Genomic DNA, 19,259 nt, shown 5'->3' with positions numbered 1-19,259 from the left:
TATTGTGTTGCTTTTATTTTATTGATTTTAAAAAACCGGACTTTTAAATCCGGTTATCTATTAGCTCAATCGCTGATCTTTTTCTTGTTCAAAACTTGCCATTTGATATTCTTCTGCTAAAGAACTTTTCCAATAATTAACCATCCTGCCATAATCTTTTTGGCTCGGATGGAAATCTTTTTTGTAATATGCGAAGTATTCTGGCATTAACTGAACAAGCATCTTCATCAGTAAATATAATCCAAATAAATTACCCCCGATTTTAGGTAAGCTATTCCATTTATCTTGCCAAAATAAACGAGTTGTCCCATAAAAAGCGAGACTCGCAAATCCTGTTGTGACGCTACGCATGAGTAAACGACGGATACGATCATCACCATATACATGTTGATAAACATCAAATGCAACCGAACGATGTTCAATTTCTTCAATCGCATGCCATACCCAAAGTTTTAGCGCATCTTCATCTAGCGTTTTTAATAACTCTGGATGTTGTAAAACATATCCCCCAAGTAAAGCAGTGAAATGTTCAAATGCACAGGTGAGTGCCAATTGCAGCTTAGGTGGAATTGTTCTTAAATATTTATCGCGCTCATTTAGCCAATTTTGAAAACTGTCCAGATTATAATCATCACGTCGCCAAGCTTCATTAAACTCACCATGTGCTTTGGAATGCATGGCCTCTTGTCCAATAAACGCTGCAATTTGCGCTTGTAGCTGAGGATCTGAGACTTTATCACGTACATTACGTACGCTATTTACAAAAAATTGCTCACCCACCGGAAACGTTGATGAGAGTGCAGTTAAAAAATGCGACATGACGGGTGAATTTGCAAAATAGTGCCGCTTAATCGCCTTTGGATTAAATTCAAGACGACGCACTGTAATACCCAACGCTTTTCGACGATTTAAATATGATTTTTCTGCCGTCATACCTGCGATGTTCATATTCAACACCTACTGTATTGAAGAAGGAAGTTTCGAGTATGTCGCGAGCTTTAAACGCTAAAAAGGGCAAAAAAGCTTATTATATTTGCCAAAAACATCAAAGTGACTAATGGTAGACAATAAAAAAGCCTACTTGAAGTAGGCTTTTTTTAGTCATTTAACAAATGTCTTTATTAAACACCAAGATAATCCAAAATGCCTTCAGCAGCTTGACGACCTTCCCAAATAGCAGTCACGACAAGGTCTGAGCCACGTACCATATCACCACCAGCAAAGATTTTCGGGTTTGATGTTTGGAATTTGAATTCTTGCTTTTCAGCTGCGACAACACGGCCTGAACCATCAAGATTGATATTCACATTACCAAACCAGTCTGCTGGGCTTGGGCGGAAACCGAAAGCAAGTAAAACCGCATCAGCTGGTAATACTTCTTCAGAACCAGGGATTGGCTCAGGGCTACGACGGCCACGACTATCTGGTTCACCCATTTGTGTCGTTACCACTTTTACGCCTGTCACTTTGCCATTTTCACCAACAATTTCGACTGGTTGACGATTGAATAGGAATTTCACACCCTCTTCGTAGGCATTTTTTACTTCACGCGCAGAACCTGGCATGTTGCTTTCATCACGGCGGTATGCACAAGTTACATCGTGAGCACCTTGGCGTAAAGAAGTACGGTTACAGTCCATAGCGGTATCACCACCACCAAGAACAATAACTTTTTTACCATCTAGGCTAATGTATTCACTTGGATCTTTTTCCCAACCTTGGCAACGATTCACGTTAGAGATTAAGAAATCAAGTGCATCATAAACACCATCAAGATCTTCACCTGGGAAACCACCTTTCATGTAGGTATAAGTTCCCATACCCATGAATACCGCATCATATTCTGCAAGTAATTCATCAATCGTGATGTCTTTACCAATTTCAGTATTCAAACGGAATTCGATGCCCATACCCGTGAAAATTTCACGACGGCGTTTCATGACATCCTTTTCCATTTTAAATTCTGGAATACCGAATGTAAGTAAGCCACCAATTTCAGGACGCTTATCAAATACAACTGATTTAACACCACCGCGAGCTAGAATATCCGCACAGCCTAAACCAGCAGGACCCGCACCAATAATTGCAACTTTTTTGTCAGTCCATTTTACGCCTGACATATCTGGACGCCAGCCTAAAGCAAAAGCTGTGTCATTGATATATTTCTCAGCATTACCAATGGTTACTGCACCAAAACCATCATTTAAGGTACAAGCACCTTCACACAAACGGTCTTGTGGGCATACGCGACCACATACCTCAGGCAATGTGTTCGTTTGATGACAAAGCTCAGCAGCTTGGAAAATTTGGCCTTCAGCGATCAGTTTTAACCAATTTGGAATGTAGTTATGTACAGGACATTTCCATTCACAATATGGGTTACCACAACCTAAACAACGGTGAGTCTGATTAGTGACAGTTTCCGATGTAAAAGGCTTATAAATTTCCACAAATTCTGCTTTGCGGACAGTAATATCTTTTTTCTCTGGATCTTGGCGTGGTACATCCAGAAATTGAAAGTCATTATTTAGGCGTTCTGCCATGTCTCTCTCCGTGGGTAGGCGCGGATTTCCTTGTTGCCCGCACCTGCCTATGTCTTTGCAGTCGTGGAATTATTGTGGGTCAGCTTGTGTTGTTTTCAAAAGCGTTTGCAAGTTAGCAGCTTTTGGTTTCACAAGCCAGAATTTACGGCTGTAGAAATCGAACTCATTGCGGATTTTATAAGCCCAAGCACTACCAGTTTCTTTGATATGCTCATCGATAATACGCAACAAGAACTCTTTATGATCTTCCATAGATTCTGTTGAAATACGATTTAAATCAATCAATTCGTGGTTGTAGTAATCTACGAAGTCATTATCGAGGTCAAGTACATAAGCAAAACCACCAGTCATGCCCGCACCAAAGTTATGGCCTACTTTACCAAGTACAGTCACAACACCACCTGTCATGTATTCACAGCAGTGATCACCCGCACCTTCGATTACAGCAAATGCGCCAGAGTTACGAACTGCAAAACGCTCACCCGCTGTACCTGCTGCGAAAAGCTTACCGCCAGTCGCACCATACAAACAGGTATTACCAATAATTGCTGTGTTTTGTGTTTGGAAAGGCGAACCTTGTGGTGGGAAAATCGAAATACGACCACCCGCCATACCTTTACCTACATAGTCGTTTGCATCACCTTCAAGACGGATGTGTAAACCACCAGCATTCCAAACACCAAGCGACTGACCAGCTGTACCAGTTAAGTTCATTACAACTGGATGTGCTTCCATACCCAAGTTGCCGTAGCGACGAGCGATTTCACCCGAAACACGAGCACCGATTGAACGGTCACAGTTCACGACATTGAAGTTGAACTGACCACCAGCGCTTGACTCAATTGCAGGAAGCATTTCAGCGACCATTCTCTCAGCCAATACACCTTTATCAAATGGTGCATTACCTTCTACTTGACAGTATTGCGCTTTACCTTCGGCAGAAGGATGCGAAGTTAACAAAGCACTTAGATCAAGGTGAGCATGTTTTTCAGTTTCGCCCGGTAATACTTCAAGCAAATCAACACGACCAATTAAGTCTTTCAATGAAGAAACACCTAATGCAGCCAACCATTCACGAGTTTCTTCCGCAATAAAGTGGAAGAAGTTGATGAGCATTTCTGGCTCGCCAATGTAGTGCTCTTGACGCAAATGATCTTGTTGAGTTGCAACACCAGTTGCACAGTTATTTAAGTGACAAATACGGAGGTATTTACAACCTAGAGCGATCATTGGTGTTGAACCAAAGCCAAAACTTTCAGCACCTAAAATTGCTGCCTTGATCACATCAAGACCAGTTTTTAAACCACCATCAGTTTGTACACGTACTTTTCCACGCAAGTCATTTACACGAAGTGCTTGATGCGCCTCACTCAAACCTAATTCCCATGGAGAACCCGCATGGTGAATTGAAGAAAGTGGAGATGCTGCGGTACCACCGTCATAACCTGAAATGGTAATGAAGTCTGCATAAGCTTTTGCAACACCAGCAGCAATCGTACCTACACCCGGCTCAGATACCAATTTTACAGATACCATTGCTTTAGGGTTAACTTGTTTCAAGTCAAAAATTAACTGAGACAAATCTTCAATTGAGTAAATGTCGTGGTGTGGAGGAGGTGAAATTAGCGTTACACCCGGTACCGAGTAACGTAAACGTGCGATTAAGCCATTTACTTTACCACCCGGTAACTGACCACCCTCACCTGGTTTCGCACCTTGAGCAACCTTAATTTGCAATACTTCAGCAGAGGTTAGGTATGCAGGAGTTACACCAAAACGACCAGATGCAATCTGTTTGATTTTCGAGTTACGAATTGTTCCGTAACGAACAGGATCTTCACCGCCTTCACCAGAGTTTGAACGGCCACCAATCGTGTTCATCGCGATTGCAATTGCTTCATGTGCTTCTGGAGAAAGAGCACCTAAAGACATACCTGCCGAGTCAAAGCGAGGCAAGATATCTTCAACTGATTCAACCGATTCAACTGGAATTGAGTTAGTTGTTTTTAACTTAAATAAGTCACGAATAGTCGCTACTGGACGATTATTCACCAACTCAGCATATTCTTTAAAGTCTTCGTATTTACCAGAGCGAACGGCTTTGTGTAATGCGTTAATCACATCTGGGTTGAACGCATGGTATTCTTTATCAAATACGAATTTGAGCAAACCACCCTGATCAATTGGCTTACGATTTGACCAAGCTGTCGCTGCTAGTTTTTTCTGGTCTTTTTCAAGATCAGCAAATGTTGCACCCTGAATACGACTTGGAACACCTAAGAAACATTGATCTACCACTTCTGATGATAAACCTACTGCTTCAAATAGCTGACCGCCACGATAAGAAGCAACTGTAGAGATACCCATTTTTGAAAGAACTTTTAATAAGCCTTTCTCAATACCTTTACGGAAGTTTGCTTGAGCATGGATTGGGTCACCTAAAAGCTCACCTTTAGCGATCAAGTCATTGATCACGTCATATGCAAGATATGGGTAAACAGCCGTTGCACCAAAACCAAGTAATACTGCAAATTGATGCGGATCACGTGCAAAACCAGTTTCAACCATGATATTTGCATCAGTACGTAAACCAGTTTTGATGAGGTAATGATGTACCGCACCTGTTGCAAGTGCTGCGTTTGCTGGCAGTAAACCTTGACGGATATTTTTATCTGTTAAAACAATTAAAGTTTTGCCATCACGAACCGCTTGCGCCGCTTCTTCACAGATACGCGTGATCGCAGCTTGCAAGCCTTCTTCTTCAGCATAGTTTAAATTGATATCAACTGCTTCATAACCCGGACGCTCAATGCTACGGATTTGCTGCATTTTTGAATTTGACAATACAGGGCTAGAGATGATGATACGGTCAGCATGCTCAGGGCCTTGCTCAAATACGTTTTGTTCACGACCTAAACAGGTTTCAAGCGACATTACAATTGACTCACGTAGCGGGTCAATTGGCGGGTTTGTCACTTGAGCGAACTGTTGACGGAAGTAATCTGTTACGTGGCGTACTTGACGAGACAATACAGCCATTGGCGTATCATCACCCATAGAACCAACAGCTTCTTGTCCGCTTTCAGCAATTGGACGTAACAACTGGTCGCGCTCTTCAAATGTCACCATAAACATTTTTTGAGCCGCTTTTAAAGCATCGCCAGTTAAGCCTTTATCGACTAATTGCTCTTCAAGTTCTGGGTTTGCATTTAAACGAATCGCATGATCACGTAACCACTCACGGTACGGACGCATGTTTTTCAAATGTGTACTAACATCTTTAGTATCAAGTACTTTGCCTGTTAAGGTATCAACTACCAAAATTTGGCCAGGACCTACACGACCTTTAGAAACTACATCTTCAGGCTCATAACCCCAAACACCGATTTCAGATGCCAAGGTAATGTAATCATTTTTGGTAATTACCCAACGCGCAGGACGCAAACCGTTACGGTCAAGCATACAGATTGCATGACGGCCATCTTGAATAACGAGACCTGCTGGGCCATCCCAAGCTTCCATATGTTTAGAGTTGAACTCATAGAATGCGCGTAAGTCTGCATCTAAAGTTTCTACGTTTTGCCAAGCTGGTGGTACGAGCATACGTAAGGCACGGAATAAATCCATACCACCACCGACTAAAATCTCAAGCATGTTATCTAAGCTTGAAGAGTCCGAACCCGTACGGTTAACGATTGGGTTAAGCTCAGTAAGACCTGGTAATAATGGGTTTTCAAATTTAGGAGTACGCGCCAACGCCCAGTTACGGTTTGCTGTAATTGTGTTGATTTCACCATTATGAGCAAGGTAACGGAATGGTTGAGCCAACGGCCAACGCGGCAATGTATTAGTAGAGAAGCGTTGGTGGAATACCACGATATGTGATTTTAAGCGCTCATCTGCTAAGTCTGTATAGAACTCAGCAATTGCAGCCGGCATCATCAAGCCTTTATAGCTGATTACTGTCGAACAAAGCGTAGTCACATAGAATGACGGATCATTTTGTAATTGTTGTTCTGCACGACGACGTGCCAAGAATAATTTACGGTTAAATTCAACTTCAGTTACGCCCATTGGACAGTTCACAATGACCTGTTCAAAAGCTGGTAAAGATTGAAGCGCAATTTCACCTAATGCATCGTTATTTGTAGGGACAACACGCCAAGCCAGTACACGTAGGCCATCTGACTCGATTTCTTTCGTTAAAATATTTTTAGAATGTTGCGCTAATGCCGGATCAGTATTTAAAAATACAGTACCCACAGCAAAAATTTCACTCAGTGTAATATTACTCAGTTTTTTTGCTTCATCACGGAAAAATTGCTTTGGCATCGCCAATAATAAGCCGCAACCATCTCCCGTCTTGCCATCTGCGGCAATACCACCACGGTGCGTCATGCAACTTAAACTGTGAATCGCGGTTTCAACTAGATGATGACTTGATTCACCCTTCATATGGGCGATCAGTCCAAAACCACAGTTATCCTTAAACTCATCAGGCTGATATAAACCTTGAGCGGGAGCTACAGTATTAGGCGATGGCATGTGCATAGCGTACCCTTCTTTCAATAAGGCTCTTTCGAGCGTCAAACAAACAACTTCTTTTTGCGATAGTGCCTACGGACGACAGTTAGCTCAATGTTTCACAAAAAAAATTTTTGGGCTGATAAGCCAATATACGCTGTTCCATTTTTACGTACACTGGTTTTTGCTAGAAAAATGTTTTGACTTATTTCGCACTCTTTTAAAGCAGTTCGACCCCTCGACTCTGCATAGAATTTACTCTGTAGAGCGCTAAAATAGTTTACAGCACATTAATAAGCACAAGAATAAAGCAAAAACTATGCCAATGTTATTTTTTACAATTAAGTATTTATAATTATTGAAAATAGATCGATTTTATTCGCGTTATCATTTTAATAAATGACTAAATATGCACCACAGGTGATCAAAAAATATATATGTTTATTATTATTGCACCATATTTGTGCGATATATCCTTATGATTAATTACCTCTTGTGCCCTCATTTGTTGCATTTTTTTCTGTAGGCTCTGTTGTACGATTCTGTTGAGCCTTTTTAGCCACATCAACTGCCGAATTAGACTGATGTACATCCACAACATTCCCCTCAGCATCTCGACGAATAATCGTTGTACGAGTTGTAGAGTTTGTTGCTGGAGCCGCCACTTTAGGTTGAGTAGCCACACCGCCTCCTATGAGCAAGGACTCATCAATTTTAGGTAGAGCAGCTGGACGTAACCGCACTTCATAAGTTTGGCTAATACCACCTTTCATTTCATCCGCCCCTAAATCATTGACTAATGGCGCATAGGTCGAAAATTGTTGCGGTTGGGGTTTAATTGATTCAGGTAAATCAAGATTAAGTTGGGTTAACTGCTGAATTGCATCTTCAGAACGTTTAAATACACCATATGTCAAAACATATTGTTCAGATTGCTTATCTCCGCTTAAACGAAAGTAGATAAATTTATTTCGTTCTGGACGATTTTTTAAAAAGTTTTTAATAATATCTTCATCAGACGCACGGAAAAGCTCAAGCGTCCATTGTTTCTTGTTTTCATTAATAAATTTTGTACCGCGGAACTCTGCCTCATGCTGACCAGAAGCAACCGTACGAGTTGTTAAATCAAGAGGTCTAACTTCATCAGCTAAAGCCCCTAAATTAGCCGTTGTTGCTACCTTCTCTGGCTGAATTTGCACTGGCGCATCCGAATCAGCTGATTTTTCAACTTCAACCAGCTTTTTACTATCGGTCATTACCCAAAAAATAAAAGCGAGCAACAAGCAGACGATACCACCCACCAACCAGATATATTGTTGAACATTCTGCCAAAGTGTACGTGATACAGTCATGTGTTACCTTAATTTATTATCCGTGTTGATTTGCCAAAATAGCTTGTTTCATGAGTTCAACATCAAAGTCTTTAGTAATTACTGCTTGCCCAAGTTGCTTTAACAGCACTAAACGTAATTGACCATTGAGAACTTTTTTATCATGCGCCATATATCCAAGGAATTCATCCAATGGAATTTTTGGACATGATATCGGCAAATTAGCGCGTTGAATAATTTTTTTTGTACGCTCTACATCATCGCTTGAAATCCAACCTAAACGTTGTGATAAATCAGCCGCCATCACCATGCCTGTCGCTACTGCTTCACCATGCAACCAAGTGCCATAGCCAAGGTAAGATTCAATCGCATGACCGAAAGTATGACCCAAGTTGAGTAAAGCTCGTTCGCCTTGCTCTTTTTCATCGTTAGCAACAATACGCGCTTTATGAGCACATGAACGATAAACAGCTTCTGCTAAAAGTTCAGCATCTCGCCCAATTAACCCATCCATATTCTGCTCTAACCAAACAAGAAAATCAGCGTCACCCAACAAGGCATATTTAATGACTTCTGATAATCCAGCAGATAACTCTCGATCTGGTAAAGTATCGAGTTGAGCCATATCAGCCAAAACAACTTGAGGTTGCTGAAATGCGCCCAACATGTTCTTACCAAGAGGATGATTAATCCCCGTTTTACCACCCACACTTGAGTCTACTTGTGAAAGAAGTGTAGTCGGAACCTGAATAAAATAAACACCACGTTGGAAACATGCTGACGCAAAACCAGCCATATCCCCGATAACACCACCACCCAAAGCTAAAACCGTACAATCACGATTAAAACCAGCTTCAAGTAAAGCATCAAAAATTAAATTTAGATGTTGAATATCTTTATATTTCTCACCATCTGGCAAAATACAAGTCGCTACAGTTTTACCCAAACTTTTTAAAGCTTCTTGATAATGAGATAAATATAAAGGAGCGACCGTTTCGTTACTCACGATCATGACCTGTTGACCATGAATATAAGGCTCAAGCAACTGCTTAGGATCAAGTTGACTGCCAATAAAAATAGGATAACGGCGTTCGCCTAATTCAACATGTAAAGTTTGCATGAGTTTATAAAACCACAAGTAAGTTTGGCTATTTTAGCGGGTTGGACAAAATAAGTTGCAAAATCTTTTGAGCAAGATCACGAGCAGCACCCTGATTGGTTTCAATCGTGTAATGCGCAACTTCACGATATAAAGGATCACGTATTTTCAACAAATCACGTAATTTTTGTTCAGGGTTTTCAACTTGTAATAGAGGTCTATTTTTATCGCGGTAAGTGCGTTGTAATTGTAGTTCTACAGGAGTGTAAAGATAAACAACAATACCACGTTGCTTTAGAAATTCGCGATTGGGTGCTTGAGTAATCGCACCTCCACCTGTCGCCAACACTAAGGCTTTACGGGAAGTCAACTCATTTAACACTACTGTTTCACGAGTACGAAATCCAAACTCCCCTTCTTTCTCAAAAATCCAGGGAATAGTGGCACCTGTTTTGCGTTCAATTTCATGATCACTATCTAAAAATTCACGCCCTAATAGTTCGGCTAAATGACGTCCAACGGTTGTTTTTCCTGCCCCCATGGGCCCTACCAAATAAATATTTGGCAGGGTTTCAAACGCTTTGCTTGGCAAGGCGCCACCTATTTCAATTGCTTTCATTAAAAAATATATTAATGATTTCTCACCAAAGTGTCATTAACAATTCGTGGCGTAACGAAAATCAGTAACTCTTGCTTATCATCAGATTTCACATCTTTTCTAAATAAACGTCCAACGACAGGAATGTCTCCAAAGAAAGGAACCTTGGTTTGTGAATTAGAAGTAGTCTGCTCAAACACCCCTCCTAAAATGACTGTCTCACCATTATTAACAAGTACATTGGTATTAATATTATTTTTATTTAAAATTAATTCACCATTAGGTGCTTCGCCAGCTACAGAATCCTTAGAAATATCCAATTTCATTTGAATTTTACCGTCAGGCGTAATGCTCGGGGTAACATCTAGGCTTAATAGTGCATCTTTAAATGATGTACTTGCTGTAGCACCCGCAGCAGAATTCGTCGTGGTTTGATAAGGAACTTGTTGACCTGTTGCCACTCTCGCAGGTTGTTTGTCTGCGGTCATCACTTTAGGTGTAGAAATCACCTCACCATAACCGTCAGCTTGTAATGCAGAAAGTTCGAGATCAAGCATAAAATCAGACATACTAATCAAGCCAAAGGCAATACTTCCAGCCGGATTGGTTACACCTAAATCGACATTTAAGTTATCTGGACGTTCAATCGTGTATTTATAACCACCCGTAGTCTCATCCTTTTTGGGCTCTCGTAAATTCCATAAGGTCGTTTCGCTACCACCAACTAATAAATTATTATTGTTGGTAATCCCTTGCGATAATATTCCCCATTTAACACCGAGCTCTTTAGTAAAAGAAGTAGAGGCTCTTACAATTCGAGCTTCCACCATGACTTGTTTGATCTGTACATCAATCAAATCAATCATTTTACGAACTTTATCAATATTTTGGGCTGTATCATTTACAATCAAAGTATTAGTACGCGTATCGGCAACAGCACTACCTCTTGAGCTTAATAAGCTTTCTAAAGCAAGAGAGTCTGAACCTGCTGTACGATTTGCGACAGCTGTCTTGCCATCACGAGTCTCTTCAATTAGTTTAAGGACATCTGCTGCTTTTGCATAATTCAAACGAATATAATCTGTTTGGATCGGTGCTAATTTAATAGTTTGTGCTAAAGCTTTTGCCTCATCGTCTTCTGCCTTGATCAGTTCCGCAACTGGAGCAATCCAAATTACATTACCATTTCTGCGTTTATCTAAATTTTTAGTTTTTAAAATAATATCAAGTGCCTGATCCCATGGAACATCTTTTAAACGCAAAGTGATGTTACCTTGCACACTGTCAGCCGCAACCATATTAATGCCAGTAAAATCAGCAAGTAATTGTAAAACGCGACGAACTTCAATATCTTGAAAATCAAGAGAAAGCTTATTACCAGAATAATTAGATGGTTTAGATGAAATGTTTACACTTTTATCTTGAGGACGCTTGAGGCTGATGGTTAATTTATTTTCCGCCTGATAAGCCATATATTCATAGCTACCAGTAGATTGAATCGTAATAACACCGTTGCCTTTATCATTATAAGATTCAATGGTCGAAACAGGCGTTGCAAAATCATTTACATTTAAGCGCTTAGCTAAATGAGTAGGAATTTTAGAACCCAAAGTTTTTACTACAACTTTGCTGCCTTGTTGTTGCACATCAACAGGGGTATTACTCCCCAACAGGTCAATAACAATAAGACCTTCCCCTTGACTACCGCGTTGGAAGCCGATGTTTGAAACACCTTGGGTTTGCATTGCACTTGCTGATACAGGTTTAGCTACAACTTGCGCAGAATTAATCTTTAAAATAAAAGTGTTGCCTTCAATACGAGTAGTAAAAGCACCTGCCTCTTTCAAATTTACAGTTAAACGTGAACGCTGATCATCAGAGCTTACATCGACCGAACTCGCTTCATCCGTTCCAATCGCCACTTTTGACTGTGTTAAATTCTGCTGCGCTTTATTAAAGTCTAAAATCAAACGTGAAGGATTCTCAAGCTGATATGCCTGTGGTTGCGGTGGCAAGCCATTAAATATCACTCGAATTTCTGTTCCCTGACCCGCTATTTGCGTCGGTACAATATTAGTCATGCTGACCTGTGCAGACGCAATCTGCATAATTGCAATCGCCACAGCTCCCATAGAAAACTGACGGAATACGTGATTCATTGTCTAACCATCCCCAATAAATAATCTTTAAAAATAATTTTTTCTTTGTTATTCCCTAAATTTTAGGGTGCGGGTCCAATTAACACTAAGGTTCTTGGTCTCTCCACATAGCCTTCTCGCCCATCAGGGACAATCTCCACCAAATCAATCTGAGTAGGACCAATATGGGTAATTCGACCTTGATTCATCCCGATATAGTTCCCTACCTGCACTCGCTCAATTTGTTGATCAGGTGTTTGGATCAGAGCCATGACTTGCCCGCGGCTGTTACGCATACTTCCTTTCATATTTAAGGACTCTAATGCATAGCTTTCGAGTGGCTGTGGTGCACGTGAGAAATTCGGATATACTCGTTTCCCCGCCATAATTTTCAGCTCAGCAGCAAGTGAGCTTGGTAAAAATGGGCTCTTTAACTGATGGGCTGCATAATTAAATTGTGGCACAGGCGTAAAAACAGGCGCTGGTTCTATGGCTTGTGGTGGCTGATTACGTATATCGGCCATTTGCTGATTTACGGCGTCGATTCTAGAGTCGCATCCAGCTAAAGCTAAACATGCCAAAATAGAAAGAGAAAATTGTTTAAGTTTCATCGTAATTCTCCTATTTCGGCTGTGTGTTAGCAGTAGAAGAATCAGGTGCTACCGAGGAAGCCGAAGCATTTTTTTCCTGATGTTCAGGATTTTCTACAGCACCCATATAGCGATAAGTTTTTGCTTTGATAGAATAATTAAGCACAGGAATATCTGATTTACCATCCTTAACAGGAGCAGCCTCAACAATAAAATCATGCATCGTCACAATACGTGGTAATGCCGCAATACTGCTAACAAAAGCACCGAAAGCGTGATAATCCCCAGTTGCTTCGATAGTAATAGGCTGTTCAATAAAAATTTCCTGCTTCACTTCATCTTCTAAGCGGATATTTTTAAACTTCAGACCAGAATTCACCCCCGTTAAGTTAATATCTTCAACTAAACTTGGAATTTCGGTTTCTTTTGGCAATTGTTCTAACTGCTGATTGAAGTTGGCTTGCATCTCTTGAAGTTGAAGCTGGTATTGCTGCAAGTTGCGTAATTTTGAGTCTTTTTCTCGAAACTCATTTAATAAATTACTTTCTTGTGCTTGAGCATTATCAATTGCTTGTAGCTTTGGTTGAATAGCAACAAAATACCCTAAAGCCAATACAGCAAAGAAAATAAAAATCCAACACGTAATTTTCACAGATAATGGCCAGCTGCCATAACTGTTCATGTCGAGCGTGTTAAATTGCTGAAGAAATTTTTCTAAGGTGATCTTTTTTTTCTTAGATGGAGCTTGTTCTAAAGACAGCTCATGAAGTTCATCAGGACTCATTTTGCCACCTCCTTATCCGTACCTACAGACGTATTGGCGGTATCATCTGTTGTAGTCACCCCCATTTCCCCTACATCAACAGTAACAACAAAACTGCCATAGCTATCTTCAACTCTAGGAAGCAAAGAACTGACAGCCTTATCTTTTTTCTCTTCGGTCGCCAAGAAAGAACTCATAAAAGCGTTGCGATACCATGGCGATGCTTCGAGATTACGTAATAATTCTGCAACCGTATTTGGACTTTCCGCTTTACCTTCAATCGTAAATTTATCTCCGGTTCGACTGAATTTAGTCAAATACATGGCTGCCGGGGTCACACGTACTAATTCATCCACCAAACGTACAACGACCGGACGTTGGCTTTGCAAACCTTGAATGAGCTTCATACGCTCAATAATTGCGTCCCGCTGTTCTTGCAAGCCATTTAAGGTTTTAAGTTGTTGATCTAGATTCTGGTTTGTACTGATGATGAGCTGATTTGCTTGTTCTTGATCATTTAATTTTTGATTCAAATAAAACCACCCTGCAAATACAGTGGTTATCCCCAAAACAACGACCCCAAAACATAAAATAATAAATTGTTTTTTACGCTGCTCCCTAAGCCCATCACGCCAAGGGAGTAAATTAATTGTTGCCATTAATCAAAACTCCTTAAAGCCAAGCCACATGCAACCATTAATGAAGAAGCATCATTTTCAATTTTTTGAACGTCGACTTGAGGAGAGAAACCCATTTGTAAAAATGGATTGGCAATAGTGACTCGGTAACCGAGTTTCTGCTGCAACAATTTAGCAAGCCCTGGAATGTTGGCATTGCCACCCGCTAGCAAAATATGGTCAATTTCATTGAATTGGGATGAAGAGAAGAAAAATTGTAGAGATCTAGCAGCTTGCTGAACTACAGCATCTAAAAATGGTTCTAAGATTTCGATGTCATAATCATCTGGCAAAGAACGTTCTTTTTTAGCGCGTCCCGCTTCTTCTAATGACAAACCGTAACGGCTTTGAATTTCCAAAGTAAGCTGTTTACCGCCAAAGACTTGTTCACGGGTATAAATGATTTTGCCATTTTGCATAACAGATAATGTGGTCATAGTATGACCGATATCTAAAATACCAATGGTATTTGCACCCATGGGTAAGCTATCAGCAAACACACTAAAAGCACGCTCGACAGCATAACTTTCAATATCAGCAAGCTTAGGCGTTAAATCAACCAGTTCCAGTACTTCTACACGTGTTTCAACATTTTCTGTTCGTGTTGCGACTAAAAGTACATTCACACGATTTGGATTCGGCAGTCGATCTGGCAAAACCTCAAAATCGAGGCTCACCTCATCCAAAGGGAACGGTATATATTGCTCCGCATCTAATCGAATCTGAACTTCACGTTCATCATCGTTCATATCTGCATCCATTTCGATGGTTTTATGGATAACCGTCGATGTTGGAACAGCAATTGCAGCGTTAGTGGTGTGGGGATTTGCTAAATTCATCGCCCGTTCTAAAGCTTCTGCAACTGCTTCTGGATTCAAGATATTTTTTTCAACTACACTGTTCTCAGGTAAAGGCGTCAAAGCATAGCTTTCTACCCAATATTTACCGTTCTTAACAGAGAGCTCTAACAACTTAACAGAAGTCGAACTAATATCGACGCCCATTAACCCCTTATTCGGTTTACGATATAACCTGAGCACACTATTGTCCTATTATTTTTTTATCCCCAAAAAAAATTACAAACCAATAATCTCGGTCTTTATTTTTACACGGATACAATATCTCATCTAACAATCCGCATGTCTAAAGGCTATACTGACCACAATTAGTTTGTATTCGATCTTATTAAAGCTTACTTATCATGAAAAAGCTATCCAGTTTGGGCTTCGTGCGTCCAATTTTTTTGATCATTATTATTATCTTAGTCTCACTTCCGATGGGCTTTTATGGCATGTATCTCTATATTGCCCCATCGCTTCCAGAAATGAGTTCACTAAAAAAAGCTCCCCTTTTAAAACCATTACAGGTCTACACTTCAGACAATCAACTGATTGCCGAGTACGGTGGTAAGCTTTCTATTCCGGTTGAATACAAACAAATTCCTCCTGCTTTTATTCATGCATTTTTAGCAGCAGAAGACTCTTCTTTCTTTGAACATAGCGGGATCAGTTTTAAGGGTTTAGGACGTGCTTTGAGCGAAAGTGTGACGGGTTCAGATGTGCAAACTGGTGGTTCAACAATCACTATGCAAGTTGCAAAGAACTATTATTTGAGTCCAGAAAGAACCCTAAAACGTAAAATAACCGAAATCTTTTTGGCTCGAAAAATTGAGCAAAATTTATCTAAAGAAGAAATTCTCAGCCTCTATGTGAATAAAATCTTCTTAGGGAAAAATGCGTATGGTATCGCGGCAGCAGCCAAAATTTATTACAACAAAAGCATTAATGAGCTCAGCATTGCTCAAATGGCGATGATCGCTGGTTTGCCCAAAGCACCATCTAAATATAACCCTGTAGTTAATCCAGAACGCGCTCTCGAACGACGCAACTGGATTTTAGGCCGTATGTTACAGCTGGGTTATATTTCTCAAGCAGAATATCAAAAAGGTGTAGCAGAACCGATTAACCTAAACATGCCCAATCGGGATTTAAATAATATTCATCCCTATGCTGGTGAAATGGTTCGTTCAGAACTTGTAAAGCATTTTGGTGAACAAGCCATTGATTCTGGCTATAAAGTCTACACAACAATTAATGCTAAACGCCAAGCTATTGCAGAAAAAGCTGTGCAAGATGGCCTTGAAGCTTATGACCGTCGTCATGGCTGGCGTGGTGCAGAAGCACATGACAAACCATTAAGTGAATTTAGAGCATATGCCAACACTTATCCTGCACAAGTTACTAAGGTAAATAGCAGCTCTTTTGAAGCATTAATGCAAGATGGCTCAACTGTTACTGTTCAGTGGTCAGGCATGTCATGGGCACGCCCCTATCGCAATGCAAATAGCATAGGTGGCGCTCCTTCACGTGCATCTCAAATTGTTAAAGTTAAAGATATTGTTCGTTTACGCCCAAATGACAATAAAACAGCTTGGTCTTTAGTTCAGGTTCCAAAAGTTCAAGGTCAACTCATTGCAATTAACCCGAATGATGGGTCAATTGAAGCAATTGTAGGTGGCTACAACTTCTACCAATCAAAATTTAACCGTGCCTTACAAGGCTGGCGTCAACCGGGTTCTACAATCAAGCCATTCCTCTATGCTTTAGCATTAGAAAGAGGTATGACCCCGTATAGCATGGTGAATGATAGCCCAATTACGATTGGCAAATGGACACCGCGAAACTCTGATGGGCGTTACTTAGGTATGATCCCATTACGTCGTGCTTTATATTTGTCTCGTAATACCGTATCAGTAAGACTTTTACAAACAGTAGGGATTGAACGTACTCGCCAATTATTTATGGATTTTGGTTTACAAGAAGATCAAATTCCACGTAACTACACCATTGCTTTAGGTACTCCTCAAGTATTACCAATTCAAATGGCAACTGGTTATGCAACGTTTGCAAACGGCGGTTACCGTGTTCAACCACATTTCATTCAACGTATTGAAGATGCTTACGGCAAAGTCATTTATGAAGCCAAACCAGAATACGCATGTATTCCATGTATTAATGCACCTGACACAACGGATGATGAGCAAAAACCTAAAACAACTGATGATGAAGTCATTGAGGTTACGAATAAAGATATAGAACAGAAAGAAAACGCAGCTAAGCAGCTTAATCTTAAACAGACTGACAAAAACAACAGTCAATATCGCCAAGCTCAACGTATTTTAAAATCAAGCTCTGCTTATGATATGGCGAACATCTTACGTGATGTAATCGAGCATGGTACAGGTCGTGCTGCACTTAAAATTGGCCGTAGTGATTTAGGTGGTAAAACAGGTACTACGAATGATGCAAAAGATGCATGGTTTGCAGGCTTCAACGGCAAGTTAGTGACTGTAGCATGGGTTGGATTTGACCAACCAACTACGCTTGGCCGTCGTGAATATGGTGGTATTGCCGCATTGCCGATCTGGATTAACTTTATGGGTCAAGCATTGCAAGGTACGCCAGCAGCTTGGGTCCGTTTAGATAAAGATGCTAAAGGTCCTATTTCACGTGACCAACAAGAAACCGTGACAGAAGTAGCCGATAAGAAAACTTATCGTGCGGCTCCACCACTAGCACGTCCGCTCTATCGACCAGCACCGCCACAACCAAAACTAAGCAATGACAATGACTTTTCCGATTTACCAGGTGAAGAAATTGTTATTCCGTCAAAAGCTGCGCCTCCTGCCATGAGACCCCCACAGGAGTCCGCTCCTAAGCGTGAAAAAGATGAACTAGAAAATCTCATTAATCAGATTGAATAATAGAAAAAGCCATCGTTAGATGGCTTTTTTATTGCGTTTCTGAAAAACATAAATTTGAAAAGACGCCGTTACTTCTAATTGCGATTGTTGCTCTAACTGCAAGCGACGCTCGGGAGAAGCCTTATAGGCATAAGGCGTCATAGCAATCAGATTTTTTAAGGCCTGTTGATCAAGCACAAAAGGCGCATCAATAATTTGCTCTTGCTTTAACTCAAACAAATTTTGTAGTTGCTCTACAAACTTTTCTGGTGTGTGAGGATTAACTTGCTCAAATAAAGCCTCACGCATGGCATACAAATGTTCAGAAGCAGGTGTAACAACAATTAAATAGCCATCATCTTTTAAAACACGCGCAATTTCTGTTTGTGGAATGGGGCTAAATAAACTGGTGCAGGCATCCATACTATGGTCTAGCACTGGTAAAGTCGCCCCTGTTCCCACCACCCAAGTTACTTCAGTGTTGAGCTTTGCTGCGCGCTGTACCGCATTTTTTGCAATATCAACACCAACACACTGCTCAACGACTTGCTGCATGGCACTTGTATAGTAGCCTTCACCACAACCAATATCGAGTATCGCTTTTACATTGAGTTGCTTTAATAAATCGACTACAGCCTGCTGTAATGGCTGATAATAACCACCTTGTAAAAAAGCTCGGCGCGCATCTACTGACTCGGGTGTATCCCCTGGGTTTTTACTATGTTTATGTTGCACAACATGTAAATTGACATAGCCTTGTTTAGCTACATCATAACTATGTCCTTGCTCACATCGCCAAGTTCGTTCAATTAAATTGAGGGACTGACGACATACAGGACACATTAAAATTTGCTTAGCCACTTTTAATTATTCTCTTGTTCTTTTTGTTGTAAATAAGTCTTTGCGTGTAGTCCAACAAAGGTGCGACCTGCATTTGTACCCTTAATCCATTCATCTACCTGAAACAAATCAAACAGACCTACCTTGACTAAAGTTGGAATTGCGATCTTTAGCTCTTCCTCAATTTGTCCTCTTTGCCCAGCATTATACAATTCAATATTGTGCAACATTGTCGCTACAGTTCCTGTTTGCACCTGACTTCCATCTTTAAGTACAACTTGAGGTAATACTTCGCCCTCTCCAACTACTTTTTGATTAATCACAGATAATTGGTCTAGACCAGCAACTTTTGTCATTCACCTCTCCAATAAAAAAAGCCAGTAGAACTGGCTTTATATTGACACTAAAATAAGA

At 40.5% G+C, this 19,259-nt stretch carries 14 protein-coding genes; 1 reads left to right on the top strand and 13 read right to left on the bottom strand.

Annotated elements, in window-relative coordinates; all coding sequences use genetic code 11:
• Positions 1 to 60: 60 nt before the first annotated feature.
• The 11 genes from AAC388_RS01530 to AAC388_RS01480 all read right to left on the bottom strand — a co-directional run bounded on the left by AAC388_RS01530 (position 61) and on the right by AAC388_RS01480 (position 15,303).
• Positions 61 to 948 (bottom strand): metal-dependent hydrolase, encoded by an 888-nt coding sequence (locus AAC388_RS01530; RefSeq protein ID WP_057085853.1) that lies wholly within the window; start codon positions 946 to 948, stop codon positions 61 to 63.
• A gap of 173 nt (positions 949 to 1,121) precedes the next feature.
• Positions 1,122 to 2,543 carry an FAD-dependent oxidoreductase gene (locus tag AAC388_RS01525; RefSeq protein ID WP_017481725.1) on the bottom strand — a complete coding sequence of 474 codons (1,422 nt, stop codon included), beginning with the start codon at positions 2,541 to 2,543 and terminating at the stop codon, positions 1,122 to 1,124.
• Positions 2,544 to 2,612: 69 nt separating this feature from the next.
• Positions 2,613 to 7,088, bottom strand: a complete 4,476-nt coding sequence (gltB, locus tag AAC388_RS01520; RefSeq protein WP_342371552.1) for a glutamate synthase large subunit — start codon at positions 7,086 to 7,088, stop codon at positions 2,613 to 2,615.
• Between the two features lie 461 nt (positions 7,089 to 7,549).
• Positions 7,550 to 8,419, bottom strand: a complete 870-nt coding sequence (locus AAC388_RS01515; protein ID WP_005067097.1) for a hypothetical protein — start codon at positions 8,417 to 8,419, stop codon at positions 7,550 to 7,552.
• A 16-nt stretch (positions 8,420 to 8,435) separates the two neighbouring features.
• Positions 8,436 to 9,518, bottom strand: coding sequence for a 3-dehydroquinate synthase (gene aroB, locus AAC388_RS01510; RefSeq protein ID WP_005067096.1), 1,083 nt, complete (start codon positions 9,516 to 9,518; stop codon positions 8,436 to 8,438).
• Between the two features lie 28 nt (positions 9,519 to 9,546).
• Positions 9,547 to 10,116 (bottom strand): shikimate kinase AroK, encoded by a 570-nt coding sequence (gene aroK / locus AAC388_RS01505; protein WP_002116987.1) that lies wholly within the window; start codon positions 10,114 to 10,116, stop codon positions 9,547 to 9,549.
• A gap of 11 nt (positions 10,117 to 10,127) precedes the next feature.
• Positions 10,128 to 12,254: a type IV pilus secretin PilQ gene (gene pilQ / locus AAC388_RS01500; protein ID WP_342371113.1), complete on the bottom strand. Its 2,127-nt coding sequence runs from the start codon at positions 12,252 to 12,254 to the stop codon at positions 10,128 to 10,130.
• A 62-nt stretch (positions 12,255 to 12,316) separates the two neighbouring features.
• Positions 12,317 to 12,844, bottom strand: coding sequence for a pilus assembly protein PilP (locus tag AAC388_RS01495; protein WP_002116864.1), 528 nt, complete (start codon positions 12,842 to 12,844; stop codon positions 12,317 to 12,319).
• Between the two features lie 10 nt (positions 12,845 to 12,854).
• Positions 12,855 to 13,607 (bottom strand): type 4a pilus biogenesis protein PilO, encoded by a 753-nt coding sequence (pilO, locus tag AAC388_RS01490; protein ID WP_060464993.1) that lies wholly within the window; start codon positions 13,605 to 13,607, stop codon positions 12,855 to 12,857.
• Positions 13,604 to 14,245 (bottom strand): PilN domain-containing protein, encoded by a 642-nt coding sequence (locus AAC388_RS01485; RefSeq protein WP_068526911.1) that lies wholly within the window; start codon positions 14,243 to 14,245, stop codon positions 13,604 to 13,606. Before AAC388_RS01485 ends, pilO begins: the two co-directional genes overlap by 4 nt.
• On the bottom strand, positions 14,245 to 15,303 hold the full coding sequence (locus AAC388_RS01480; protein ID WP_342371112.1) for a pilus assembly protein PilM: 1,059 nt from the start codon (positions 15,301 to 15,303) through the stop codon (positions 14,245 to 14,247). Before AAC388_RS01480 ends, AAC388_RS01485 begins: the two co-directional genes overlap by 1 nt.
• Positions 15,304 to 15,464: 161 nt before the next feature.
• On the opposite strand from AAC388_RS01480, the gene ponA reads away from it, so the two are divergent.
• The gene (ponA, locus tag AAC388_RS01475) at positions 15,465 to 18,026 is read left to right on the top strand and encodes a penicillin-binding protein PBP1a (protein ID WP_033848915.1); all 2,562 of its coding nucleotides are present in this window, start codon (positions 15,465 to 15,467) and stop codon (positions 18,024 to 18,026) included.
• A 15-nt stretch (positions 18,027 to 18,041) separates the two neighbouring features.
• On the opposite strand, the gene AAC388_RS01470 is transcribed toward ponA, so the two are convergent.
• Positions 18,042 to 18,866, bottom strand: a complete 825-nt coding sequence (locus tag AAC388_RS01470; RefSeq protein WP_342371111.1) for a putative RNA methyltransferase — start codon at positions 18,864 to 18,866, stop codon at positions 18,042 to 18,044.
• A 2-nt stretch (positions 18,867 to 18,868) separates the two neighbouring features.
• Entirely contained in the window at positions 18,869 to 19,201 is a 333-nt protein-coding gene (locus tag AAC388_RS01465; protein WP_005067072.1) for a hypothetical protein, read from the bottom strand.
• Positions 19,202 to 19,259: the final 58 nt, after the last annotated feature.

This window comes from Acinetobacter sp. D009, from assembly GCF_038562025.1.
GTDB classification, from domain to species: Bacteria; Pseudomonadota; Gammaproteobacteria; order Pseudomonadales; family Moraxellaceae; genus Acinetobacter; species Acinetobacter pittii.
This window is presented reverse-complemented; position numbering and strand designations above follow the sequence as displayed.